Here is a 25,372-nt window from a genome sequence, read left to right as displayed (position 1 = left end):
TTGTATCCCATAATTAAGTCTTTTTCTTAATAATTAATTATTATGAATCATTTCATCATATTCTGTTTCTGATATTAACTCCACCCTATCACTGATTTCTTCAACTTCCATAAACCAGGCCTCGAAAGGATCTGAATTAACTAATTCCGGTTGATCTAACAACTCCTCATTGATTGCTTTTATGATTCCGGTAACCGGGCTGTATACATTGGAAACAGCCTTCACAGATTCCACATCGGCAAAGGGTTCTCCTGCTACTACTTCATCTCCTACCTCCGGTAGATTGATAAATACCAAATCGCCCAATTCGCTTTGGGCATAATCCGAGATACCCACTCTTACTGTTGTTTCATCTAAAAACTGTACCCACTCATGAGATTTTGCATATAACATACCTTGATTTGACATATAAATCCTCCTATCAATTTTTGTTTTATCCGAAGTTATGAAGTCATAAAGCTTCTTATAGCAACTTTTATCATTAATATTAGATAAAATGCATCGTTCTTAGAAATCCATGTTTTACTAATATAAAGAAAATATTCATATAACAAACATGTCTAGTCCTATTTTTCTGTGTTAAGAGAATGATGAATCTTCACTTATCTATCGTTACTATTATGAAGTAAATTCTTATAATTTATATATGTATTTTTATTAAATCAGTTACCGACTATTAATCTATATGAACTAATATCTATCTGCTTCGTTTATAAAATGGTAAATCTACGATTTGCGCCGATATCCTTCTACCCCGGACTTCAACTTCAACCTGAGTAGAAGCCTCACTATACTTACAATCCAGTAAGGCCATAGCAACCGGTCGACCAAGATACGGACAGTGGGTACCGGAAGTTGTTCTCCCGATTAACTCCTCCTTGTAATAAACCGGGCAATTTTCTCTGGCAATTCCACGGCCTGTAATATCAAGTCCAACTCTTACCTTCGTAGGCTTTCCTTTGGCAATAATCGCTGCTTTCCCAATGAAATCTTCCTTATTAAGTTTTACCGCAAAGCCAAGACCGGTCTCCAACGGTGAGATTGTATCATCCATTTCGTGACCATAGAGAGGCATAGCTGCTTCCAGTCGTAAGGTATCTCTGGCTCCCAAGCCACAAGGAATTAAACCTGCTTCTAATTGCTCTCCGGCTTCCATCACAACCTTCCACAACTTTACAGCATCCTGACTATGACAATAGAGTTCATATCCGTCTTCCCCGGTGTAACCGGTTCTTGATACCAGACAATCAATTCCTGCAATCATAAGGTGTTCGGCAAAGCTATAATACTTCACGGGAAGCTGGGCTTCCTCGGTTATCTTACCTAATATACTTTTTGCCATCGGTCCCTGTAGGGCAAGTTGAGCCACTTGATCAGAAATATCTTCGAAATCAACTTCACCGGTTAGATGTTCCTTTATCCACGCAACATCCTTATGGCGGTTTGCCGCATTAATAACTAACAGATAGGAATCTCTGCTTTTTCGATAAATCAGAAGATCATCCACGATACCTCCCTCTTCGTTACACATCGGGCTATACTTTACCTGTCCGTCTACCATCTGACTACAATCATTCGTAACCAACCTCTGTACATTGAAAAGCGCATCATTTCCCGTCAAAGTTACTTCCCCCATATGAGATACATCGAATAATCCCGCCGCAGTCCTAACTGCCATGTGTTCTTCTATCACACCGGTTTCATATTGTACGGGCAATAAATACCCGGCAAAGGGAACCAGCTTACCCTTAGCCCTAACATGGCATTCATAAAGCGGAGTTTTCATCTCCATACTGTCTCCTCCTATATTATTCAATTTACTTATGTGATTGATTTATATACACCGATGATTACTTAATGTAAAAGCCAATGCTATAGGAAATCCGGAGAATTTTCTACAACAAAAAAAGGCGTACTGAATCAATCAATACGCCTCTGTTGGTTTACCTGAAAGATTTGCTTCGTCGGTGCCATTACGCTTTCCAGAGTATCGTCCAAATCTGGTCCTTTTGCCTGAGAGTTTTCGCATTCCCCTTCGGCGCTGTAGCATAATATATTATTTCTACAGTCTCTCCCAAATTCTTCATCCGATGATAGTTTTATTATAGTATGAAGAATTCATTAAGTCAATAACATCCCATCAAGAGAATTTATGAACAATCCCAGGATAATTTATGGATAGCTACAAAACAAATTTTTTAAATATAATTTATCGCTGTTATAGTTTTACTATGACAATTTAAACTGCCTTATAGCTTCTTCTAATATCTTGGCGTCTTCTGCCAACTTTATTGCTGAGTTACTTAAGTATTCAACGGATGTAATCTGCTCTATTGCTGTTGCACTTACCTCCTCTGAGGAGGAAGCCGTCTCTTCTGAAATAGCTGATATATTACTAATCGCATCCATGGTCTCATCCTTTGCCGCTTCAATCCCTTTCACACCCTGTGAGATATTATCAAGGTTATGAACCAATTTCGCCACATGTTGATTAATATCCTCAAAGGTACTTATGGTCTTATCCAGTGCTTCCATCTGAGATTCCACAATACTTTCTGCTCTCTTAGCTGAAGCTACCGTTCCCTGCGTCTTAGTTTGGATATCCTGAATAATTACTTTAATCTGATTTGATGCTGCCACTGACTGATCTGCCAACTTTCTGATTTCCTCAGCTACGACAGCAAATCCCCGACCTGCTTCTCCGGCTCTGGCCGCTTCAATGGAAGCATTCAGCGAAAGAAGATTTGTCTGTGATGCAATATCATTAATCACTGAGATTACTTGTTCTATACTGCGGGATTTAAACTCCAGTTCTTCTATCTCATCAATTACAACATGGGTGATATCGGTTGTTGCACTGGACTTTTTACTAAGTTCATCAATTGTTACAATACCTTCTCCGACGATGGATTTTGTATCAATTGCAATTTGCTCAATTTCATTCGTATTATCATATACATGATTCACTTTTTCAGATAAGCCGGACATTAGATTGGAACACTGCTCCGTATCCGTAGCTTGTTGCACTACTCCCTTACCTATCTCTTCTATCGCAAAAGATATATTTTTTGTAGAACCCAAAATATCAGAAGTTGTATGGGACAGATTGTCTGCAGAAGAACTCACCCTTGTCCCGACAGCAGAAACCTCTTCAATTAGTTTTCTCATACCTCCTATCATATCAGTTAAACTGTCTGACAGAATACGAAACTCATCTTTACGTTTGGTTTCAAACTTGGTTGTTAAATCACCATTGGCAGCCTTCGCAATTGATCCGGATAACTTCGTTATCTCTCTTCCTATTCCGGCTGCTATAATAGTACCTATAATCCCTGCTATAATACATGCAATCGTTACAAAGATAACATTTAATGAACGAATTTCATTTGCCTGTGCCAAAATTGCATGTTCCGGTACTAAGGCGCATAACGCTGCTCCAGTATCACCAAGTTTCGTGTATAGGAAAATATATTTCTCACCATTATATTCTTCATAGGAAAAACCACTGGGCTCTTTGCTATCCGCAAGCGCTTTGTAATAAGGTAAATCAACGAATACATTCGTATCCTTAGCTTCTGCCAAGGTTTCCTTTCCATCTGCCGTAATAAATCCGATAATACTTCCTTCGGCAAAATTGATTTTCGATAATGATTTTAAGATTTCGTTCGTTTGGATATCAACGACAATAAAACCGTTGTTTTCCGCCATCTTTCTAATGATGGATAACGAGTATGAGGTTTGCTTATTCTCAAGCTTCTCATCTATGTAACTATGATTCCCAATCCACATAAGACGCTGTGTCGATGTCTGAATTTGCTGTCCTAAGGGGCTCTCAAGAAACCCTTCATATATTCCATCCGGAAAAGCTCCCACCGTAGATGTACTACTACCTAATTTGCCGATTGCATGTACGGCATATATAAAGGGGTGAGAGGATTTTGTAGAGGCTAAGATACCCTTCACCGCATTAAAATTACTTTTCTCTTCTTCATTACTCATTTCGTCTGCTTTATTATAGTAATTTTTTAACGTTTCATTATAAACAGCTTCGTATGCTTTGGACGCAACCGCATCAACACCTATGGATAAATAATCTTTTACTGATTCCAGAGTATCGGTAGCACTTTTTTCATAACCTGATATAATTGCATCGGAAGATTTATTATATGAAACGATACCATACACCAACATTAAGATAATTGGTATTGCAAAAGCAAATAATAACTTAGCCCGTATACCAGAGAATCTTGTCATAAGTTTCGATTTAAAACGGTTCTTCTTTTTCTTCCGTGTCCCTTGATTAGCCTGATGTTTTGTTTGACTCAATTTACGAACAATTGTTTGAATTAAGTAAGTGATCTTTCTGTTACTCTTCTGTCTTTTTGCCATGCTTTTTCCCCTTAATTAAGTATTATAATAAGTTAATCTATCCATCAAATACATTTCTATTTATAGCAAAAACAGTATCCTTTGTCAATTATTATCAAATAATAATTGGATAAATCAATTCTATTGTTGAACAACCTAACAAGTTTATAATCTAATCACTCTTCATATTACTATTTATGTAATAACACTTAAACACCTCCAACCCCTGTAGCTACGCTTTCATATACATCCAATGTAACCTCTCATTTGTCCTTTCATATAATACTGTATAAGCAAAAATGGAGGAACAATATGAGCGAACTTCTAAAAATTGATCATATTAGTTATTCCTATCATAGCCTTGAAGGAGAGACACCGGCGTTATTCGATGTTTCTTTTAATGTTATGGATGGTGAATTCCTAGGTATCGTCGGACCAAGTGGTTGCGGAAAATCTACCTTGCTGTCATTGATTGCAGGCTTACTCTCTCCAAGCTGCGGTTCTATATATATTAATGGAAAGGATATCAAATCTTCCGGAAAAAATATCGGCTATATGCTACAGAAGGATCATTTGTTAGACTGGCGTAATACCCTAAAAAATGTAACACTGGGTTTGGAAATCCAACATAAGCTAACGGATAACAGCTACGTCCAGATTAATGATTTATTGAATACCTACGGGTTAATCACCTTTAAGAATTCATATCCTTCTGAATTATCCGGTGGCATGAGACAACGGGTGGCTCTCATCCGTACACTTTTATTAGAACCGGATATTTTACTTCTGGATGAACCTTTTTCAGCCTTGGATTATCAGACAAGACTAGAGGTTGCTGATGATATCTGGGGTATCATTCGAAAGGAGAAAAAAACAGCCATCCTTATCACCCATGACATCTCAGAAGCGATTAGTATGGCAGACCGGGTAATCGTTCTATCCTCTCGCCCGGGAACTGTAAAGAAAACCTTTGATATTAATCTTTCCATAGAAAATCGAACTCCCTTTGCCGCCAGAAGTGCTCCTGAGTTCAAGGATTATTTTAATATGATATGGAAGGAGTTAAATCATAATGAGCAGAAAGAATAGAAACGTTTCAAGTGAAAGCTTAGACATTTCCACTGCTCAACTAGCCTTTATCAGAAGACACGTTTTACGTACTCGTAGGATCAGGATTTATCAAATAGTTATTTTAATCGGTTTTATCTCCTTATGGGAAGTAACAGCGCATTATGGAATACTTAACTCATTTGTTTTTTCCAGTCCTTCCAGGGTAATGAAAACTATTATTTCAATGGGCGCCAGTGGGCAGCTTTTTTATCATACCGGTATCACCCTATTGGAAACCCTTGTCAGCTTTTTCCTGGTTAACTTTCTTGGAATTGCTGTAGCAGTTATCCTATGGTGGAATTATAGCCTTTCTAAGGTCTTGGAACCTTATTTAATTGTATTAAACAGTTTACCAAAATCAGCTCTGGCACCGGTTTTTATCGTATGGTTGGGTAATAATGTGAAGACGATTATAGTAGCGGCGGTTTCAGTTGCGGTGTTCGGAACAATTATAAACCTTTACAATGATTTTAAGTCGGTTGAAGAGGACAGGATTAAATTAATTCATACTCTTGGGGGAAATAAACGGGATGTTTTATTCAGAGTTATCATTCCATCTAATATACCCTCAATTATCAGTCAGATGAAAGTTAATATCGGTTTATCCTTAGTCGGTGTAGTAATCGGAGAATTCCTGGCAGCAAAAGCTGGTTTAGGTTATCTGATTATCTATGGAAGTCAGGTGTTTACTTGTGTCTACATACTGGTACTTTTTCGCCTTCCCTTGTCCATATATCTTTGCCTGAATAGGCTCATAGAAATCTAAATATATTTCTAAATGTTCGTTAAATACAATGATTTTTTCTATATGGTCTACTAATTGGTTTACACATGCTAAATCTGCACCTCTATTCTCAAGTATTTTTTTTATAGATAATAGTCTGTTTTCAATATCATTTGCTTCCTTTTCTTTTTCTATAAGTTCTAACTCCTGATTTCGAATATTAGTAAGTCTTTTCTCTAAATCAGCATCCTTACGCTTATAATCTTCATTAGTAATAACCCCTTCTAATAGTTTATCCATTAATAAATCTTTTTGATTAAGTATTTTTTTCATTTCGTCATCTATACTTTTTCTCTCATCAGCTATAGTATCTTCTGAAAAAATAGCTCTTAAAATTGTAATGGCTTTATTTATAATGTCTTCCTTTTTATTTCCAAAAATATCTTTCGATATTTCAAGTAAGAGGTTATATAAGTCTTCTTCTTTGATATGAATATTATCACATCCTGATTTTTCATTACTTACCTTTTGTTTTTCTTTACCCCTGTTATCAGTTTTAGTCTTTCTCCCTCTACGTATATATTCACAACAAGACCATTCTACTATTTGCTCATAATTACTTTTTTTTCTCCTATATCTTCTCCAGAACACCTCTCCACACATACCACAAAAAATTTTACCTGACAGATTATATTTTCCTATGTTCTTACCGTTTCTTTGTTGTTTAAATTCGTTTGCATTTACTTCTGTAGATCTAGCATCCATCATACTATTTGCACGTTCCCATATATCTGAAGAAACAATTGCTGGAACTGCGTTTTCATGTATTATCCACTCATCTTCAGGTACATGAACAGTTTTTTTTGTATTAAAATCTATACGTCGTTTATTCATAACGACAGTTCCTTTAAACAAGGGGTTTCTAATTATACGCCTAACAGTTATTTCCGCAAAATCATTTCCTGTCCTACTTTTTACCTCTCTGTTACTAAGTTCTTTACTGATAGACCTACTACCATAGCCTTTTATACATAAATCATATATTAATCTAACTATTTCTGCTTCTTTCTCATTAATATGTATCTCTTTATTAATATTATCATATCCCCATGTATTTGATGTAATGACAGGTTTACCCTTACTGGTTTGTCTATTTTTATGGGCATTTTTTATCTTTTTGCTTAATTCTCTACTATACTCTTCGGCTAAAATAGCTTTAATTCCAGTAATCAAAGAATCATCTGGGGTGTAAAATCTGTTTTCAAGATAAAAATATAGCTTTTTATTATTTACTACCAATTTGTCAATAAATAGGTACCAATCCTTTACATTCCGCATCAATCTATCTTGAGATTTAATAACAATTATATCAAATTTATCTGTACTAATATCTTCAAAAAGCCTTATGTATTCATCTCTTTTATATGTAGATGTACCACTTTTGCCTTCATCAATATAAGTATCTATTAACTCCCAATTATTATTTTTAATACAATTTTCCGCTTCTTGTACCTGTTTATCCAACGCATTAATTTGACTCTCTTCTTCTGTACTAACTCTGCAATAATAAACTGCTTTCATTATATCTCACCCTTTTCTGTCATATAAATTTTAGTCTATTTTCAAAGCTAACTTTAATAAATTCCATTCATAATTATCTAGCGCTTTCTTGATTACATTTTTTTGACTTATTATAAACGCTCTACTTTGTTCATAATCCATAGTATTTAGTAAAGGAAATTTCCGTTCTAGTTCTCTAATAGTATCAATAGGATACCCATAGTCTACTAGCCTGAGCCCTAAAGCAGTCATTACCCCAAGTTCGTAAAAACGAATTAATGCGGATAAAGAAAAACCACTCATGTCATACCCTTTTATTTCACCTGCGCAAGAGTAAATTGCTTCAAACAAGCACAATAATTTAGGTACTTCATATTCAACCACCGTTTTGATTTGCTCAAATACTTTCAAATAAATACTATCAATCTGTTTTTCTGGTTGACTTATATTATTTAACTGATATTCTAGTAATCCTACAATTCCTTTAAAACTATATGACGTAATAACGCCCTGATAATAAACTCCTTTATACTCATCAATAATACCAGTAACAACTAAAGTATCTAAAATAGTATTAATAATCTTTTTTTCTAAAATGAATTTTATATTTGTAGATTGATTGATTATACAAACAAATTGATTAAAAATATCATTCTTTAACAGATAGTATAAATAATGCTCTTGAAGCTTTCTATCATATAAACGGTTTTTAATGAACACATAATCTGGTAGTTTATCTTTATTGAGAATATCTTCTCTTTCTTTTTTAACTTTTTTATTAACTTCACTTAAACTACCAAACTCTGCATTATCAATATCTACATCTAAAATTCTACGATTACTATAAATAGAAAAGTCTAGTTCTCTATCCTTTTCATTTTCTATCTCTCTCTGTTCCTTTGCTAAATAGAACACATTACCTATAAAATGATGATAGTATCTTCCAGCCCTACCCTTTATATTTTTTAATGCAAACGAAGTTAGTTTGTTCCTACCAACACTAGAATTAATAATTATTACATTTCTCGCATTTGTATTAACACCTTCTATTATTGTTGAAGTACAAAACAAAAAATTAATATCACCATTATTAAACATATTAAGAATTTCTTTTTGAATATACTTAGGAAATTTTCCATGATGTATTCCATATCCTGATTGAAGTATTTTTATAAGACTCCAATAATCTGTAGTGAAAATTCTTTTGTTATTAAGGTATTTTTCAACACCATATCTTTTCTTTAAATGATTAATAAAATCCTCATATTTTTTTACTATCATGTTGTCATTAGGTAGCTCTTTAATTATTTGCATTGAATACTCAATGGTTTTAGCTGGTTTCGAACAATATAATATAGCCTGACCTAACTTGTTATGTACTATATACGTTATAACCCCCCTTATCTTATCTATCGTTTTTAATTTACTATTATCAAATATATCAATATGTTTTAATCCTAGTATAGGATGATGACATGTTGTATTCTTTTTCCATGCATCGAATTCAACTCTCATAGTAGGTTCAAAATCTACCTGAAAACATGTAATATTGTTTTCTTTAAGATATTTTTTCATACCCTCTTTAGAATTGTTAATATTTAGATATGGGCCAGCAATATAATATTCACCTACCTCACGTGATAAAATATATAAAGCTATTCTAAATGCTTTTGCTCTATTATCTAATATTTTATTTTTTTTATTTTGTAACTCTTGTTCATCTCCATTTAATGTTTCTTCATCCACATTAAAATCTTCGTCAATCTTATACATTTCATCAAAGAAGAAAAAATCTATATTAAGATATTTTTTATCTGAAAGAATCTTTAATGTTCGTTCAGGTGTCAGTATAAAAATACTACGGTCATTTTCGTTAACATCACTATAAACATTATTTATAACTTTATAATTTAGGTTTCTATCCTCAATTAGCTTTTTAATTCTTTCTGTATTTTCATTAAGTAATGCCACTGTTGGAAAAACTAATAAAACATTTTTATATCGTTCTTTGTTTAGATAAATTATTTCATTTAAAAGAAATGTTTTGCCAAAAGAAGTAGGTGCGCTTACAAGCAACCTTTTTATATGTAATTCTTGAAATAAATTAATTATATCTTTCTGTCTTTTATCTAAAATGCTATTAGGGTATACACTAGAAGAATAATAGCTCTGAATACTTTGTTGCTTTATATCAATAATATCATTAGAAGCAAGATCATCTATGGAGATTTTATTAACTCCCTTAATATAACCGAAAGTTCTCATTTTTTGTGCCGCTTCAAAAATTATTGAACGATATGGTTCATTATATCTATAATTTTCATTATCAGATAAAAAGCATATTAGATTTCTCATCTCACTTATTAATTTATCCGAATTATCAAAATGATTAATACAATATAATAATCTTTGTAAATAACTCATATTCTCACCTCTTAAAGTACATTATTTTTTCTCTTAGTTCAGGAACACTTTTTATTGGAAATACGTAAAATATTATCTCATAATCAATGTCAATTTCTATATTAAAAACTTTTGTATCGAAATATTTTTTTATACTATCAATACACTCATTTATATTCATTTGTAACTCGGATTCGCATTTATAAATATCATTGGTATATGCTAATAAGCATGGTATTTTAATTGAAACATTCTCTTTTTTTAAATATTCAAATAATTTTTTTTCTTTTTCATCAACCTTATATTTATAGTCAATTGCTTCAAATAAAATATTATTTATTCCATCTAAAAGGTAACTTAAATCTAAGTTGTCAGATTTATCAGCAACATAAAACATAGAATCTGCGAAATATTTATTAATATACTTTTGATTTAAATCATCGCGGATTCCCTCCTTACAATATTTATATGCGCCTGCTTTAGCTTGTCCCAGCCACATACTAATTTTACCTTTTTCATCCTTAACAAAATACAGCAAATCATATCCTTTAATTTCTGAGTTATCCCCCATTTGATTATACTTTGTTCTTGCTAACATTTTAGAACAGGTCACTTCATAAACTTGTATCAACAAATCTAATAATAACTCTCCTACTATACCGTCAGTATTAGGATTTTTTCTTTTAGGTAGCCTATTCTCACATGCATATTTAGCTGCTATTTTTAAATCATTAAGTAATCCTATTTTTTTGTTACGTTCTAAAATCTCATCTTCTGAAAATGCATAAAATACTATATTATCTATTAATAAATCATACATATCGTCTAACCAATTCTTATTTGAATGGTGGCTAAATGGTATATATTCAAAATTATTTTTAGATGCTTGATACTTTACAATAACAATCTTTGTCTTTTGGCAAATCATATTATCATATAGTGTTTTGTAATCCATATTTTTTCCTCCAATAATCGTATAATATACTAAAATTTTACACCTTATTGTAAATTATATCAATATATTGGTGAGATTTTCTTATTTTGTATTTGTATCTTTTAATATTCTTTTATATTCAGCTTCTGATATCAAATCAATTTTAAATATATATTTAAATATGTATAATAAACGTTCTAACTCATACTTGTTGTTTTTTTCTTTTTCTTTCAATTTATTCACCCATTAAAAAACTATATGTTAATATAATCTATTCAAATGGATATATTCTATGAAATTAATTATTAATAAGTGAATTATTAAAATAATATAACATAAATCCAAATTTTTTATTTCTTAGGTAATTACTAGATATAAGTCTCAGGTGTTTAAACTGGACTGGGTTATCATGTCAATTGTAATTCTCTGTATTGTCGCAACCGGACTGTATAAAATATTAGCCTTCTTTGAGAAGAAATATTCAAGAGATACAACCTCCTAGTCTTAAAAGAAATAATCTGGCTTACCTGACTCATAGATCGAAGGACATTATTGTCTATGTCTGCATAATCGAACATGTTTGTTCGAGTCAGGTTACATAACAACAATGTCCTTCATAAAATTATTACGGTAAGTCATACTTCTATTAATTGAAGAACTTTTCCTTATCAAACAACCTCGCTTAGTAATAATATTCAAACTAAATGATAGTATGGGTAATATTTAACTTATCTTTAGTAGATGGTAGATTTATAAAGTCAATCATAAAGTTCAGCTATATCATACCCTCTGAAAGCTTGTGCATTAATTTTTTATAAACATATGATAAAGAATATATAAAATCCAGTTGCGGTTTGTCCGCTCATTTAGTAGAATATAACTGTATAAATATTAAGAAGGAGGGTTATAAAAATATGAAAGATTTTGTTATAACAACGGATTCGAACTCCGACTTACTGGAAGATTACATAAAAGATAAAGAAATCGGTATTATACCCCATTATTATGATTTAGAAGGTGTGACCTACGGAGATGAAGTTAACCTAACTCCGAAAGAGTTCTATGACAAGATGCGGGGAGGTATTATGCCTACAACTATGGCAAGTAATCCTGAGGTAATCCGAAGAACCTTCCAAGGTTATGTTGATCGTGATCTGGACATCTTACATATTAGTTTCTCCTCTGCCTTAAGTGGTGGTTGCAGTAATGTTATGACCGGAGGGATAGAAATATGTGAGGAAAATCCCGGTGCTAAAATTATAGTTTTAGATACCCTCAATGCATCCATGGGTGAAGGCATGCTTGTCATGAAAGCGGTTGAGCTTAAAGAAGAAGGCAAAACTATCGATGAAATCGCTGAATGGATCGAAACCCACAAGCTGGAGTATTGTGTACGCTTTGTCGTTGATGATTTAGGTCATCTACAAAGAGGCGGACGTATCTCGAAAACAACTGCATTTGTTGGTTCTATGATAAATGTAAAGCCCATACTATATCTGAATAATGAAGGACAATTAGTTCCTTTGGATAAGGCAAGAGGCAGAAAAAAATCTTTAACTGCTATCTGTGATAATATGATGAATAGCATGGGTAAATTTAAGGAAGAGAAAGACATTGTCTGTATTGCCCATGGAGATGATTTAGAGGACGCAATGTACCTAGCTGACTTAATTAAGGAACGTCTTCCTCATAAAACAATTATCATGAATACGATAAGCCCCAGTATCGGTGCTCATTCCGGTCCGGGAGCAATTGGTTTATGCTTTAGGGGAGAAAAAAGATAGGTGTTTTCATATTTGATGCACTATATTTTTTAATAATAAAATACTTCTAAAGTCTCAAACGGAAGCTGTTATCATTAATTGCCAGCTTCCGTTTTTATGTGTCTAAGTCTACCGGTTTTTTCTCTACTGTATAATTTTATCTCTAAACTTACTACCATATTGCCTGCTACTATTAAAAAAAACCTTGAATTTTTTTATGGTTTATAATAGAATAGTTGAGTAACAGTTCCTGACTGTATATGTCATGAAATTTTATGCTGGAATAGCTCAGTCGGTAGAGCACTTCACTCGTAATGAAGGGGTCGTCGGTTCAAGTCCGATTTCCAGCTCTTAAGGAATTCAATAATTCAAAAATAAAAGCACTCTTCAGAGTGTTTTTTTGTTGTTTATTTTTATAAGCTATATAAAATATAAATTAATTTGTAAATAAATTGGGATAAATGTATTAAATGAATATAATATCAGTTCAATATGTATATTTGTGTACAATATTATAAAATAATGCTATAAATTATTTTACATTGTAGTATATTATTAAGTATTTTTGTACAATAATGCTTGTATATTTCCAAATTTTGTGTTATGATAATGTTGCTTGCAAGCAATGTAACTATTATTTTTAATGAAAGGAGTGTTCGTTATGAAGAAATCCAAGAAGGCATTTTTAGCAATCTTAATGTGCATCGCGCTTACATTACCTGCTGTAAACGTACTGGCGGCTACAACGATTACGTCAAATCAGAGTGGTACACAAGACGGTTATTATTATGAGTTGTGGAAGGACAACGGAACCACAAGTATGACTCTCAACAGTGGCGGTACATTCAGTTGCCAATGGAGTAACATCAATAATGCGCTATTCCGTAAAGGCAGAAAATTCAACGAGACACAGACCTATCAGCAAATCGGAAACATATCAGTTAACTACGGTGCCACTTATAATCCAAACGGCAATTCCTATTTATGCATCTATGGTTGGTCTGTTGACCCTCTCGTAGAGTTTTACATTGTTGACAGCTGGGGTAACTGGCGTCCGCCGGGGGCATCTTCAAAGGGTACCATTAACGTTGACGGAGGTACATATGACATATACGAAACTACTCGTACCAACCAGCCATCCATTAAAGGTACTGCAACTTTTAAGCAATTTTGGAGTGTTCGTACGTCAAAACGTACCAGCGGAACCATCTCTGTTACCCAACATTTCAATGCATGGGCAAGCAGAGGGATGACCTTAGGAAAAATGTATGAAGTATCCCTTTGTGTAGAAGGTTACCAGAGTAGCGGTAGTGCTAATGTGTATAGCAATACCTTTAGCGTTGGTGGTAGCTCCGGCGGCGGTGGCGGCACTAATCCTACTCCTACCCCTACCCCTCCTCCAAGTGGTGGCGGTGGCGGAACAGCTACGAGAACGGAATGCGAGAGTATGAGTAAGAGTGGTCAGTACACCGGTAATATCAGCTCGCCTTTCAATGGAGTCGCTTTATATGCTAACAATGATATGGTAAGCTATACGCAGTATTTTGCTAGCGGCAACCATAGTTTCACCCTTCGTGGCTGTTCAAACAACTCCAATATGGCAAGGGTTGACTTAAGAATAGGAGGACAGACGAAGGGTACCTTCTACTTTGGCGGTAGCTATCCTGCGTCCTACACCATTAATAATGTCAGCCATGGAACCGGTAATCAACAGATTCAGCTTGTTGTTACTGCTGATAACGGATCATGGGATGCTTTCATTGATTACCTGGAAATCAGGTAAATCCTAAGAAGTAATATATATTATTTTTAAGTGCTAAATCAAACAAGAGAATTGCCTTATCAATTCATCTTGAAGGAACTCCGTATGATTAAACAAAAACCCGGCGGGATCTTTCCTGCCGGGTTTTTACGTTGTATTCACCTATTGATATGAGAAAACGGTACCCTTGTTCTTATGATAGATAATTATAGTCATATATTTTTATATAATACCAACTGTTTTACTTCTTCTCTCCATAAGTACTGTATTCTGCCATACGCCGTTACTATCTTTACCTATTCGTTCACGATGTCCCACTATACGAAAGCCCATCTTCTTATGAAGAGCAATACTGGCTTCGTTGATTTCCATAATGCCTGCTTGTAACGTCCATATACCCTGTTTTTCAGATTCTTCAATTAATTTACTTAACAGTTTTTCTCCGATATGCTTACCACGATAACCTGTTTTTATGTAAATACTTTCCTCAGCCACTCCGGAATAAACTGGGCGAGAACTATAAGGACTAATACCCGTCCAACCAACAACTTCACCCTCAAACTCTGCAACAAAACGACAATATGATAGATGTGCTCTATCCCATTCCTCATAGGACGGAGCTTTCGTCTGGAAAGTAGCTCTCTTTGTATCCATACCTTCCTGATATATGGAAGCAACTGCTTCCCAGTCTTCTCTTTTCATGTCCCTAAGTATAATATCCATGTTAACTTCCCATCGCTTTCATCATTTTTATATTTCAGGTTAAGTAATAATAATACCTGAATAGATCTGTTGTCAACAAGAATCAAAAAACCCATAAGATTGTTACTAATCTTACAGGTTTCAAAGCATCGAGGCGACGGGACTCGAACCCACGGCCTCTGCGTCCCGAACGCAGCGCTCTACCAAACTGAGCCACGCCTCGAATTAGATATTTAAGTGCTTTTATAAAAGCACCGCAATAGATATTATCTATCAAAAAGGCGAAAAAGTCAACTACTAATTTAAGGTTTTTAACTGAAAACCACCGGAAGATATCACATTACCTTCCTCATCCATAGGGCGAATTTGAATCAGTTCACTACCATCTTCAGATACCTTTTCTTCTAACATTTCCTTCTTTATAATAAGTTATTTTATCACTTTTTATCTCTTTTTCCCTATATATTTTCCATTCAGATACACTGCTACCTGTTTCGTACAATAGCAAGGATCAGTATTCCAATGATTCCATAGAATAGTCTTTTGTTTTTCATCAGCTTTTACCCCCAAGGCATACACTTATACTAATTTACAGTTCTTCTATCGTAGGTGATTAAATAGTTATACATAACGTAGATAAATATATTACACTCTATCTTTTCTCTATTATTACTTTTGAAGCCATTTTACTGATTTTCTTAATGCCTCTATTGTTTTCGTCTCAATAACACATCTGCAATTATATTCATTGGCTATTTTTATTCTCTCTTTCAAATTGATGTCGCCACTTCCAAGGGTTAAATGGTTTTTATCACCAACCGCATCATGAATATGAAAATGCCCTAACTTATCTGAATGTTTTAAAATAAACGGCTCATCAATATTACCGGCTGTATAGGAATGTCCAATATCCCATGTTAGTGAAAAAACTTCACTTTCTAATAGACATTCAATTGCCGTTAATTCAAAATCCTGAAATCCATCTGTATTCTCTATTGAGATCTTAATCTTCGAATTACCAACAGCCTCATTACATAGCTCTTTGAAATCTTTAATATCAGACATATAACTTAAATTATATTTCTCAAACAGATAGATCTTTTTATCCGGCAACGTAAAATAAACACCTCGATTCATGTGCATGTTTATTATAGGTACTCTCATTTTCTTTGCAACATTTATCGTTCTTTTTACAGTATCAAAGTATGCTTTTGAAACCGTTCGGTTAAAATCACAAAAATTCAAATTTTCATCTAGGTGTATTGTATAGTAAACTCCATATTGATCTGCTATCTTATTAAATGCATCTGTTTTTTCAAGATATTCAATCTGATACTGTGGGAGATTCATATTTAATTCAATAAAACCCAAACCTAACTCTTTGCATAAGAGAGCCGTTTCTTCCAAATCTTTATTTTCAATCAATGTTGGCATACCAAATTGCATTATATATCCTCCCCACAAGACTAATTTAAATAGTAAATCGGTACTCTGGCTCCATTGATAACCTAATCTTATAAATCAAATATATCCACTTACCTTTTATTAATTCATAATAACATTAAAGTCTACATTTTACTACTGTGTTATTCCATAATTACTCATGTACAGATGTTTGGAATTACTCTGATTATGGGATAAAGCAGAACAAAGAGTTAGCCTTGGCATACTCCCGCGCTGCACGCGTTCGGTAAACCGACAAAATTCCTTACGCGCGAGTGTTCATCCTGCCTGGAAGGCTTATTTGTCTATGACAAAAACGCAGGTGAAGGTGTGCGAAAGGCACGACTTTTCCTGCGTTTTAGAACTAATGTCTATGAAATTATTATTTATACTTGTGGTAGAACCGTTTATGCTCATTGTAGGACTTTATTGGTAGTAGATAGCTATTGAATTAATAAGCTGTAATTATTCCGCCTTCGTTGGCATATAATGAGCTGACTCCCGCTGTATCAACGATAAAACAATCTTTAAACGGTACTCTCTTAAGAATCTCCTCCTTAACAAAGAGGGCTCTCTCATAATTATTACAATGGGAAATTCCCAGTATTCTTTCATGGGGCTTTAATACATCCTGCTCAATTTGCTTTGCCATTGTTATCAGTGCTTTGACAATTCCTCTTGCCTGATCCAACTTATAGATAGTTCCCTCAGGTGTTGCTCCCATAACAGGCTTGATATTAAGTGCACTGGCTATAATTGCCTGCAGACCGGTAAGACGTCCATTCTTTCTTAAGGTTTCTAATGACTCTAATACAAATTTCGTCTTAATATTATCCCTAAAGGTATGAATTTTCTCTACCACTTTATCAAAAGGTGTTCCTCCTTCAATCAGTTCCTTAATTTTCATCGCGATCAAGGTCTGAGCAACAGAAGCAGAACGGGAGTCTATCACCTCTATGTTTTTATCCGGATGCTCTTCCAGATATAAATTCTTAGCTAATTGAGCACTATTATAAGAACCGCTTAAGTTCGATGACAACGTAATCACATAGATATCCCCATCATAGTCAAACTCTTTCATGTAATCCTCCGGTGAAGGACATGCCGATTTTGGACTGTGAGGGCTTGCCTTCACCTTGCTTAAAAACATCTTTTGATCAAAGGTCTCATCATCTCTGATTTGTTCTTCTTCAACAATAAGCGTAAGCGGTACTAGTCTAAAATGCTCGTTTTCTTTCAATTCCTTTGGTAAATCCGTACAACTGTCTCCTATTATCCTATATGACATTTGCTCATCCTCCTGCTATATCCGTAATATTTCTATATTCAGATGTTCCCTCAACTATCACCCATATATTTACATGTCGCAATATCAAAGACGCGTGTTGCAGAAACAATTCTATACAATGTAGTTTTAATTACTATATATAATAGCACAAACATTATATTTTGAAAAGTATTTTATAGAAATTTTATGTTTTATCTAGGAAGCAGCATTCACTTAAGTGTATTATATTTTAATTAATAGGATTTCCAAAATTGCGGTATATAATCGAAGGAATATCATTTAAAATCTTAGGTAACTATTTATATGTTAATTTTAATATTGATCTTTATGTTGATTAATTTATAAATTAATTATTTATTACTTCTTCTTTAAATTCAATCTAACAACACAAATCGTTTTCTAGTTAATGAGGTTTTCCAAATTCTAATTTTCTCTTACGACATGGTAATAATATAACTTATCATGGTAACGTTTTTCCTTTATTTGTGACTTATAACCCATCATAAAAAGGAGTCTCCCAAAAAAGGAGACTCCTATCACTAGTAATTTTCCTATTCTATTTATTATGAAAGAATGATATCATTTATTTCGCCAGTAACATCATAATTTCATTGCTTCTTTGAACAAACTTCGTCATAGCTTCCGGTTCCAGAGATTTATGACTTAGGAGTGCCAGATCATACAGCTGTTCGCAAATCATAGGTGTATTCTCAGAATTTTCATTCGTAATAACATATTGAACCAACTTATGATTGGCATTAAGTACCAAGGTCTCTCCGCCACCACCGAACATGTTAGGATCCATACCGTTCATACTGTACATACGCATCATCTCTTGCATTCTGCGGCTTTCTTCGGAAAGGGTAATAACAGAGGATACCTTTTCATTCTTTAATTTCTCAACCTTAACCTCCAGTTTTTCTTTTCCTAATACTTTACGGAATAACTTGGTCATAGCATCAGTATTGTTCTTTAATACTTTCTGATCCTTTTTCTTCGTTTCTTCCTTAAAGCTGTCGGTGATATCCGCATCAATCCGCTGGAATTTAATCTTCTGATCCTGATATTCAACTTGTGTAATAAACGGTTGATCTATATTATGGGTAAGGATTAACGCATCCAGCCCAGCCTCTTTAAACATATTAATGTACTGACTCTGCTGTTTTTCATCAGTCACATAATAAACCAGTGTTTTATCCTCTTCTTTTACTTCTTCGCCGTTATCCTGAGAATGATCGTGTCCGCAGCCGCATTCTTCTCCGTGCTCATGATCATGGGTGCATTCTGCTGCATGAACATCTTTATCTTTTTCATCAACAGATGCTTCTTTTGTATCCGCATCTGTTACCTCATTAACACTTTCATCCTTGTTCTTCTTATCAGCGGCTTCTTCCTTATCTTCCGCTTTCTTGCCCTTCGCGGCCTCCACATATTCAGCCAGGGTGATATATTTACCTTCCAGATTCTTATAGATGATAGAATCCTTAATCTTATCCCTGAATTTATCATCCTTTAAGCAACCGAATTTAATAAAAGGACTGATGTCATCCCAATACTTTTCATAGTTTTCTCTTTCTACCTTATACATGCCTGAGAGTTTATCTGCAACCTTTTTAGAGATGTAATCCGAGATTTTCTTTACAAATCCATCATTTTGCAGTGCACTTCTGGATACGTTAAGGGGTAGATCCGGACAGTCAATTACACCCTTTAATAACATTAAGAACTCAGGAATAACTTCCTTAATATTATCAGCGATAAATACTTGGTTACTGTATAATTTGATTAAGCCCTCTAAGGAATCATATTCTGTATTAATCTTAGGGAAATATAAGATACCCTTTAAGTTAAACGGATAATCCATATTCAGATGAATCCAGAACAAAGGCTCCTTATAGTCGTGGAACACATCACGGTAAAACTCTTTATATTCTTCTTCGGTACAGTCATTCGGATGTTTTGCCCAGAGAGGATTTGGATTATTAATCGGTTGCGGTTTTTTCTTCTCATTTGCTTTATTATCCGCTTTGCCATCCTCAGAGGCTTTGCCATCTTCATCCACTGTGGTATCAATGATATCTTCATCCGCTTCCTTCTCTTCTTCCACAGGAGCATTGGCGTTCACAAAATAAATCTCAAACGGCATAAAGGAACAGTATTTTTTCAAAATTTCTTTTACCCGGTACTCATTGGAGAATTCATAACTGTCTTCATTTAAATAGAGAGTGATTTCAGTACCCCGCTCGGTTCTGGTTCCTTCACCCATCTCATATTCTGTGCCGCCTTCGGATTCCCAGTGAACCGGAGCTGCATTCGGCTGCCAGGACAGGGTATCAATAGTTACCTTACCTGCTACCATAAAGGAGGAATAGAAACCAAGTCCAAAATGACCGATAATCTGATCCTCATTCGTCTTATCCTTATATTTTTCAAGGAACTTCTGTGCACCGGAAAATGCAATCTGGTTAATGTACTCCTTCACTTCCTCCATTGTCATACCGATACCGTTATCACTGAAACGAATCGTCTTTTCCTCAGGATTTACTGTTACTGTGATTTTGAATTTATTATCCTCAGGAATATTGGCTTCTCCCATGATTTCTAACTTCTTAAGTTTCGTAATTGCATCACTGGCATTGGAGATTAACTCCCTGACAAAGATATCATGGTCAGAATACAACCACTTCTTGATAATAGGAAAAATGTTCTCTGAATGAATTGATAAACTACCGCGTTCTGTACTCATATTTTGCTTTATCAAGTGCGTTCTTTTAAAGCACTTAATAAATCCTCCTTTCCTACTGTTATTATTCTAATTTTTTATTTTTTTCGTAATGGGCAATTTCTTAATCGTCCTGCTGTTTTATAGCTGTAGTTTTCGTAAAGTTCGTCTTATCCCTAATATACTACTCACCATGTTGCCTTCATGCTGAAAAATCAGCATATTATCAGCATATTAATAGAACCGAAACAAGAGAAAACCGGCAAGCCACTTCACTTTTCATGAATAATCAGATATCCTAAATATGTTTAGGAAAATCTTACTTAAATCACAGAAGCTTATCTCCGAAGCAGTTTACTAAACCAAACTGAAACAGCTCCATATAAACCGGCTTATCTATCGAATGTAAGAAATCGCCTTCCTTTGATATGATAATACGTCTGAAAAAAAATGTCAAGAAAAAATTAGCACTCATTTAACTAGAGTGCTAATAATTGATAATTTTTTTCTATATCATTGTCTTAAGTTTCCTCTTCAAAGGCGATTTCCTGCTTCTTCAAAAACTCCTTCACCATATGATCCCATTCCTGTTCCAGTGACTTATCCATAGTAAAGGTTTTTATTGCAGTTCCGGTAATGATATGGAGTCCGCCTTTTTCGAAGCGGATATTCATATATAAGCCGCCGATATCCTCGTTTCGAAATCTTCCTGCCAGTTTCTGCACCAATTCCTCGGTATACTGCGGCGGCAGTTGAAACACAATCTTTAAGGACAAAGGAGTCTTACTTCCTTTAATCATAGAATAAGCAATTCCTCTAACTTCACCCCATAATATATATTTTTGGTTGCCCCGTTCCTCCAGTTCCTCTGATGAAAAGAAGGCATCATTTAACTGGCCTGAGATCTGAAATCCTGTAAAGGTCTGAACATCCATTTCCCTTAACAGAAGATGATCAAATACGGAATTGGTAAGAAGCTTTGCCATAAAGTTCTTAACCTCAGATATTTTAACTGATATCATAAGTATCTCCCGGTAATCATTTTTTAGTTAGAACAAAAAGTTTGCCTAAAACGATTTTAAATTCGTTTTGCTAACAACAGTACAAAAGATTTTAATAGCATTCAAAAAATTTCATATATTAAATATGTTACAGTTTCATTTTACATAATACACTTTCTTTCACTAAAATAATTATACAAAAATTTAAATATTTATTTTAATGGATTAAATGTTTTCTAATCTTTTTATTAGATACAATAACCTTATCGATTTTTCACGAATAAATGCGTAAACTTCACGTAAATTCAAGGTGTTCATCAATTTACTAGTATATAATTTTTTGAATTACGAACAATAATATCATAGACTTTTCAAATCAGAAGTTATAATACTCTCTCATCAGTTAGGAGGATTGTAATCATGTATTTTCAGCCATCAAAAAAAACATATTATCGTTTCCCTTCCACAGATAGTATAAATGCCCTTGATTCAAGATACTATTTCCCCGATAAACCCGGATATTCACAAGAAAGTACCCGGTTAGAAAACAAGACCACAAACCATGTACAGGAACGAGAAAAACAATACGATCTTTAATATTTATACGAACCGATCAATCAGGTATATGATTACCAAATGTGCGGGGTAAAAGACGTAAAATAAATATTTTATGTTTTTGCCCCGTTCGCCGTTGTAAAAGCCGATAAAGAACATGGAACAGGCAGCTAGGATGCCGAACAAAAAGTCACCGTTTAGATATCCTAATACAATCAGGATGGACATAACGTTAAGAACTTTATTTCCTCTGAACAGATAAAAACCTACAATCAAAAGAATTCCAAGATGCTGATAATCCAAATTTAAAAGAGCTGCTAAGAAACTAAATGCTAATGTTAAGGCAGCGTTGATAATATTAATCCTTAATATATCTTTTTGATACTTTTCTTCTACCGTGTGCATAATATTTATAACAATCAGACCCAAGGTCAGGGTAAAGAAAATATTCTGATGTTTGAATTCAAGTACCGATCCATAGAACGCCAGATCAAAGGGGATTTCTGAAATCAATGCAAAGATACCCATTCTGGTAATATATTTATATACATCCTTCGTATGATATAATCCCTCTACAATTAAAAAAGCAAAGATCGGAAATGCCAGACGTCCGATTCCACGAAACACCAACCATTCAATGGTGTTACTGTTCGTGATAAACACTGCTCCGACATGGTCGATTAACATAGTAATAATGGCAATTAATTTTAGTACAAATGAGCTCATATAGGTTTCCTTTCAATTTACATTTTCTTATTATCTATTAATTTATATATGCATTCTCTTATTCAATTCAGTCCTGATATTATCCCCTTGGAATAAAATCAATGCAGATAAGGATATTGCACTGGCCGCTACACAGATAATGGACGGATATAAGACATTCAAGACTCCCAAGAGAATAAAGATCGCCGGAATAAATCCAAACACAACATCTACCAGAAGATAAACAATCATATCCCGTGCTCCGATTTTTAGTAATTTCCCTCCGATTGCCATTACAATCATGGCTATAACACACATCGACGGTATTACATAATCAATGGACCAACCATGCCATCCCATGGAGCGATCCCATAACACAGATAACACACTGATTAATACAACCTGCCATACAATGGTCTTTGGTATATTGTTTTTCTTTCGGATAATAAAAAACAAGCTTACCCACATACACAAAATAGCTGCTGCCACCAATAGAGACCATCTCGAATCCTTCGTAAATATCGCGTTGATCGAAAAGCTTACCGCTATGGCAACGATGGAGATTAAAATCAGAACCCTGATGAAAATGTTAAATTCCTGATATATCGTAGGGATATGAGGAAATACTTCGTCCTCTAAATCACCCTGTCCCTTAAGGATACCTCCACAGAGAGGACAGATACTGTTCTCTCCTTTTGTTGTTATCTTACAATACTCGCAAGTCTGCACTTTATTTCCTCCATTTCATAGGAAATTATAATCTATAGCTTAAAAGATCTCTTACTTCATAGGTTCACACAAAACCCACATAACCTAGTCAATCCACCTAGAATAAGCAATTCCTGGTAACCCTTCATCCATCTTCTATGCTACCGGAGTTCTTATACTTCCTTTGTATTGGAAGCCACTGTAATAGAAATTCCCTCCTGAGAGAGCATTCGAAAGAAATTCTTCTGGATATCTGTACCGACAAAGGGGGAAGCAAAACTGATGACCAGATTGTTCCCAAAGGAACAGATGCAAATCTGAGGTCTTTTCGCGCTGGTAAAACAATCAAACATATGAATATAGGTACTTAATTCCTCCGTTACATTCACCTTACCAACATTGGATAAGGCAGCCGTTATTCCCCTATCGTTTAAGAAGTTAGCAAAGCGAAGAACTACATCCTTCAGAAATAACGGAACCACCCGCATGAATGCATTATGTTCTAGGGCCGATAGGCGGTTCATATGCTCTCGAAGCTTATCCTGGGTTAACTCCCTGGCAAAACCCTCTTTAACCTCTTTTAAAATATCCTCCAGGTCATCTCCCATTTTGCTAAAATTATATCTAATGTTAATCGTGGTAAAGAAATTACGGGCCGTAACCGAAGGAAAATAAGTACGCAGATTAACCGGTACAGATAAAACTACTGGATATCTTCTGCTTCTAAGGGGCATCTCCTGATGAATTGCTTTTAAGAATAAAGCCGTTAAATATATGGTCATAGTGGTATCATATCGATGGGCCAGATCAATCACTTCTTTCACCGGCATCACCCCTTCAATTACCTTAAGCCGGTTATCAATAGAACGCCTTCCCATGATGTGATAAGCCTTTGTAAGCTTGAATCGTTTTGGAATTTGATCTCCGTTATAATTCTTTAAAAAGCTGTCATCCATTTTTTGTGAGATGGAGGCATCATAATCCAAAGTGGGAAGCTTATCACCAAAATCTTCTTTATATTTTATAATTATATAATAATAAAGTAAGGTTTTTAAAAATCCCAAAGCACCGGTACCGTCGGTCAGAGAATGATAAACCTCCAGATTAATACGCTTTTTATAATAGGTGACCTCAAAAAGCAGGTTTCTTCGGTTGTGGTGATATAGCATGCTGCAGGGTAGCTTATGTTCTTCCATAACCACAGGCTTTATATCCGTACTCTCAAAATAATACCAAAAAACTCCCCGTCTAAGTACCGAACGGTAAAACGGAAATAACACCATGGTTTTATCCAAGGCTTCCTGCAAACTTTTTTGTTCTATGTCATCCTTAAGCTCACATACAAAACGAAATACTTTCGTATCCTTCTCATTCGTGGTTGGAGGAAATATCTTGGCCGCATTATCAAGTCTTGTCCATTCTACGGGCATCTTTTTCGTCATAAAACCTATTCCCAACCTCCCTTCCGGTTCTTTTCTTTTATAGACATCCTTCGTCTAAACTAATTTTATATGAAAAATATGATTCATTATCATTTGAACATCATTTAATTCGTCCAGAGCAAATATTGTATTAAAAATATCATTTGTTTCATTTGATTATCCTTTGATTGTAAACAATTGTC

At 34.4% G+C, this 25,372-nt stretch carries 19 protein-coding genes, 2 tRNA genes and 1 riboswitch; of the genes, 6 read left to right on the top strand and 15 right to left on the bottom strand.

The annotated features are described in order from the left end of the window. Positions 1–33: 33 nt before the first annotated feature. The 3 genes from gcvH to I5677_RS04195 form a co-directional block, all read right to left on the bottom strand. Positions 34–408 (bottom strand): glycine cleavage system protein GcvH, encoded by a 375-nt coding sequence (gcvH, locus tag I5677_RS04205; protein ID WP_197660320.1) that lies wholly within the window; start codon positions 406–408, stop codon positions 34–36. Between the two features lie 289 nt (positions 409–697). Then, entirely contained in the window at positions 698–1,792 is a 1,095-nt protein-coding gene (gene gcvT / locus I5677_RS04200; RefSeq protein ID WP_197660319.1) for a glycine cleavage system aminomethyltransferase GcvT, read from the bottom strand. Positions 1,793–1,991: 199 nt separating this feature from the next. Beyond that, a riboswitch (glycine riboswitch) is annotated at positions 1,992–2,087 on the bottom strand. 142 nt (positions 2,088–2,229) lie between these two features. After that, positions 2,230–4,389 (bottom strand): methyl-accepting chemotaxis protein, encoded by a 2,160-nt coding sequence (locus I5677_RS04195; protein WP_197660318.1) that lies wholly within the window; start codon positions 4,387–4,389, stop codon positions 2,230–2,232. Positions 4,390–4,680: 291 nt separating this feature from the next. Here I5677_RS04195 and I5677_RS04190 point away from each other — a divergent pair, with 291 nt between their 5' ends. Continuing rightward, positions 4,681–5,457 carry an ABC transporter ATP-binding protein gene (locus tag I5677_RS04190; RefSeq protein WP_197660317.1) on the top strand — a complete coding sequence of 259 codons (777 nt, stop codon included), beginning with the start codon at positions 4,681–4,683 and terminating at the stop codon, positions 5,455–5,457. Beyond that, the gene (locus tag I5677_RS04185) at positions 5,441–6,244 is read left to right on the top strand and encodes an ABC transporter permease (RefSeq protein ID WP_197660316.1); all 804 of its coding nucleotides are present in this window, start codon (positions 5,441–5,443) and stop codon (positions 6,242–6,244) included. Before I5677_RS04190 ends, I5677_RS04185 begins: the two co-directional genes overlap by 17 nt. On the opposite strand, the gene I5677_RS04180 is transcribed toward I5677_RS04185, so the two are convergent. From I5677_RS04180 to I5677_RS04170, 3 genes are read right to left on the bottom strand one after another with little or no spacing between them, the layout of a single operon-like run. Beyond that, entirely contained in the window at positions 6,131–7,783 is a 1,653-nt protein-coding gene (locus I5677_RS04180) for a recombinase family protein (RefSeq protein ID WP_197660315.1), read from the bottom strand. The two genes, I5677_RS04185 and I5677_RS04180, sit on opposite strands and share 114 nt — an antisense overlap. Before the next feature lie 30 nt (positions 7,784–7,813). Continuing rightward, positions 7,814–10,186 (bottom strand): DEAD/DEAH box helicase, encoded by a 2,373-nt coding sequence (locus I5677_RS04175; RefSeq protein ID WP_197660314.1) that lies wholly within the window; start codon positions 10,184–10,186, stop codon positions 7,814–7,816. 4 nt (positions 10,187–10,190) lie between these two features. Continuing rightward, positions 10,191–11,120: a Hachiman antiphage defense system protein HamA gene (locus tag I5677_RS04170; RefSeq protein ID WP_197660313.1), complete on the bottom strand. Its 930-nt coding sequence runs from the start codon at positions 11,118–11,120 to the stop codon at positions 10,191–10,193. Between the two features lie 893 nt (positions 11,121–12,013). Between I5677_RS04170 and I5677_RS04165 the strand changes: the two genes are divergently transcribed. The 3 genes from I5677_RS04165 (at position 12,014) to I5677_RS17410 (ending at position 14,645) form a co-directional block, all read left to right on the top strand. Continuing rightward, positions 12,014–12,883, top strand: coding sequence for a DegV family protein (locus I5677_RS04165; RefSeq protein ID WP_197660312.1), 870 nt, complete (start codon positions 12,014–12,016; stop codon positions 12,881–12,883). 256 nt (positions 12,884–13,139) lie between these two features. Next, positions 13,140–13,212, top strand: a tRNA-Thr gene (locus tag I5677_RS04160). 311 nt (positions 13,213–13,523) lie between these two features. Further along, the gene (locus I5677_RS17410; protein ID WP_197660311.1) at positions 13,524–14,645 is read left to right on the top strand and encodes a glycoside hydrolase family 11 protein; all 1,122 of its coding nucleotides are present in this window, start codon (positions 13,524–13,526) and stop codon (positions 14,643–14,645) included. Positions 14,646–14,846: 201 nt separating this feature from the next. Here I5677_RS17410 and I5677_RS04150 read toward each other — a convergent pair whose 3' ends face one another. The 6 genes from I5677_RS04150 to I5677_RS04125 all read right to left on the bottom strand — a co-directional run bounded on the left by I5677_RS04150 (position 14,847) and on the right by I5677_RS04125 (position 21,801). Next, entirely contained in the window at positions 14,847–15,347 is a 501-nt protein-coding gene (locus tag I5677_RS04150) for a GNAT family N-acetyltransferase (RefSeq protein ID WP_197660310.1), read from the bottom strand. Positions 15,348–15,475: 128 nt separating this feature from the next. Next, a tRNA-Pro gene (locus I5677_RS04145) sits at positions 15,476–15,549 on the bottom strand. A gap of 446 nt (positions 15,550–15,995) precedes the next feature. Continuing rightward, positions 15,996–16,772: a sugar phosphate isomerase/epimerase family protein gene (locus I5677_RS04140; protein ID WP_197660309.1), complete on the bottom strand. Its 777-nt coding sequence runs from the start codon at positions 16,770–16,772 to the stop codon at positions 15,996–15,998. Positions 16,773–17,220: 448 nt separating this feature from the next. Beyond that, positions 17,221–18,057, bottom strand: coding sequence for a DegV family protein (locus tag I5677_RS04135; RefSeq protein WP_197660308.1), 837 nt, complete (start codon positions 18,055–18,057; stop codon positions 17,221–17,223). 583 nt (positions 18,058–18,640) lie between these two features. After that, positions 18,641–20,803, bottom strand: a complete 2,163-nt coding sequence (gene htpG / locus I5677_RS04130; protein ID WP_197660514.1) for a molecular chaperone HtpG — start codon at positions 20,801–20,803, stop codon at positions 18,641–18,643. A gap of 497 nt (positions 20,804–21,300) precedes the next feature. Continuing rightward, positions 21,301–21,801, bottom strand: a complete 501-nt coding sequence (locus tag I5677_RS04125; RefSeq protein ID WP_197660307.1) for a DUF5721 family protein — start codon at positions 21,799–21,801, stop codon at positions 21,301–21,303. A 399-nt stretch (positions 21,802–22,200) separates the two neighbouring features. Here I5677_RS04125 and I5677_RS04120 point away from each other — a divergent pair, with 399 nt between their 5' ends. Then, positions 22,201–22,377 carry a hypothetical protein gene (locus I5677_RS04120; protein ID WP_197660306.1) on the top strand — a complete coding sequence of 59 codons (177 nt, stop codon included), beginning with the start codon at positions 22,201–22,203 and terminating at the stop codon, positions 22,375–22,377. A gap of 3 nt (positions 22,378–22,380) precedes the next feature. Here the strand turns inward: I5677_RS04120 and I5677_RS04115 are convergent, their stop codons facing one another. From I5677_RS04115 to I5677_RS04105, 3 genes are all read right to left on the bottom strand, one after another. Further along, a complete protein-coding gene (locus I5677_RS04115) occupies positions 22,381–23,061 on the bottom strand; it encodes a TraX family protein (protein WP_197660305.1) in 681 nt (226 codons plus the stop codon). 42 nt (positions 23,062–23,103) lie between these two features. Next, on the bottom strand, positions 23,104–23,769 hold the full coding sequence (locus I5677_RS04110; protein ID WP_197660304.1) for a DUF6320 domain-containing protein: 666 nt from the start codon (positions 23,767–23,769) through the stop codon (positions 23,104–23,106). A gap of 152 nt (positions 23,770–23,921) precedes the next feature. Then, complete coding sequence (locus I5677_RS04105; RefSeq protein ID WP_197660303.1) at positions 23,922–25,190, bottom strand: hypothetical protein; 1,269 nt, start codon at positions 25,188–25,190, stop codon at positions 23,922–23,924. Between the last annotated feature and the right edge of the window lie 182 nt (positions 25,191–25,372).

The sequence above is a fragment of the Mobilitalea sibirica genome (assembly GCF_015999265.1).
Lineage (GTDB): Bacteria > Bacillota > Clostridia > Lachnospirales > Lachnospiraceae > Mobilitalea > Mobilitalea sibirica.
The sequence above is the reverse complement of the archived record's forward strand: the minus strand, read 5'-3'. Positions and strand labels throughout refer to the sequence as shown.

Coding starts and splice junctions, on each gene's coding strand:
- gcvH (WP_197660320.1), bottom strand. CDS start 408: ATGTCAAATCAAGGTATGTTATATGCAAAATCTCATGAGTGGGTACAG.
- gcvT (WP_197660319.1), bottom strand. CDS start 1,792: ATGGAGATGAAAACTCCGCTTTATGAATGCCATGTTAGGGCTAAGGGT.
- I5677_RS04195 (WP_197660318.1), bottom strand. CDS start 4,389: ATGGCAAAAAGACAGAAGAGTAACAGAAAGATCACTTACTTAATTCAA.
- I5677_RS04190 (WP_197660317.1), top strand. CDS start 4,681: ATGAGCGAACTTCTAAAAATTGATCATATTAGTTATTCCTATCATAGC.
- I5677_RS04185 (WP_197660316.1), top strand. CDS start 5,441: ATGAGCAGAAAGAATAGAAACGTTTCAAGTGAAAGCTTAGACATTTCC.
- I5677_RS04180 (WP_197660315.1), bottom strand. CDS start 7,783: ATGAAAGCAGTTTATTATTGCAGAGTTAGTACAGAAGAAGAGAGTCAA.
- I5677_RS04175 (WP_197660314.1), bottom strand. CDS start 10,186: ATGAGTTATTTACAAAGATTATTATATTGTATTAATCATTTTGATAAT.
- I5677_RS04170 (WP_197660313.1), bottom strand. CDS start 11,120: ATGGATTACAAAACACTATATGATAATATGATTTGCCAAAAGACAAAG.
- I5677_RS04165 (WP_197660312.1), top strand. CDS start 12,014: ATGAAAGATTTTGTTATAACAACGGATTCGAACTCCGACTTACTGGAA.
- I5677_RS17410 (WP_197660311.1), top strand. CDS start 13,524: ATGAAGAAATCCAAGAAGGCATTTTTAGCAATCTTAATGTGCATCGCG.
- I5677_RS04150 (WP_197660310.1), bottom strand. CDS start 15,347: ATGGATATTATACTTAGGGACATGAAAAGAGAAGACTGGGAAGCAGTT.
- I5677_RS04140 (WP_197660309.1), bottom strand. CDS start 16,772: ATGCAATTTGGTATGCCAACATTGATTGAAAATAAAGATTTGGAAGAA.
- I5677_RS04135 (WP_197660308.1), bottom strand. CDS start 18,057: ATGTCATATAGGATAATAGGAGACAGTTGTACGGATTTACCAAAGGAA.
- htpG (WP_197660514.1), bottom strand. CDS start 20,803: ATGAGTACAGAACGCGGTAGTTTATCAATTCATTCAGAGAACATTTTT.
- I5677_RS04125 (WP_197660307.1), bottom strand. CDS start 21,801: ATGATATCAGTTAAAATATCTGAGGTTAAGAACTTTATGGCAAAGCTT.
- I5677_RS04120 (WP_197660306.1), top strand. CDS start 22,201: ATGTATTTTCAGCCATCAAAAAAAACATATTATCGTTTCCCTTCCACA.
- I5677_RS04115 (WP_197660305.1), bottom strand. CDS start 23,061: ATGAGCTCATTTGTACTAAAATTAATTGCCATTATTACTATGTTAATC.
- I5677_RS04105 (WP_197660303.1), bottom strand. CDS start 25,190: ATGACGAAAAAGATGCCCGTAGAATGGACAAGACTTGATAATGCGGCC.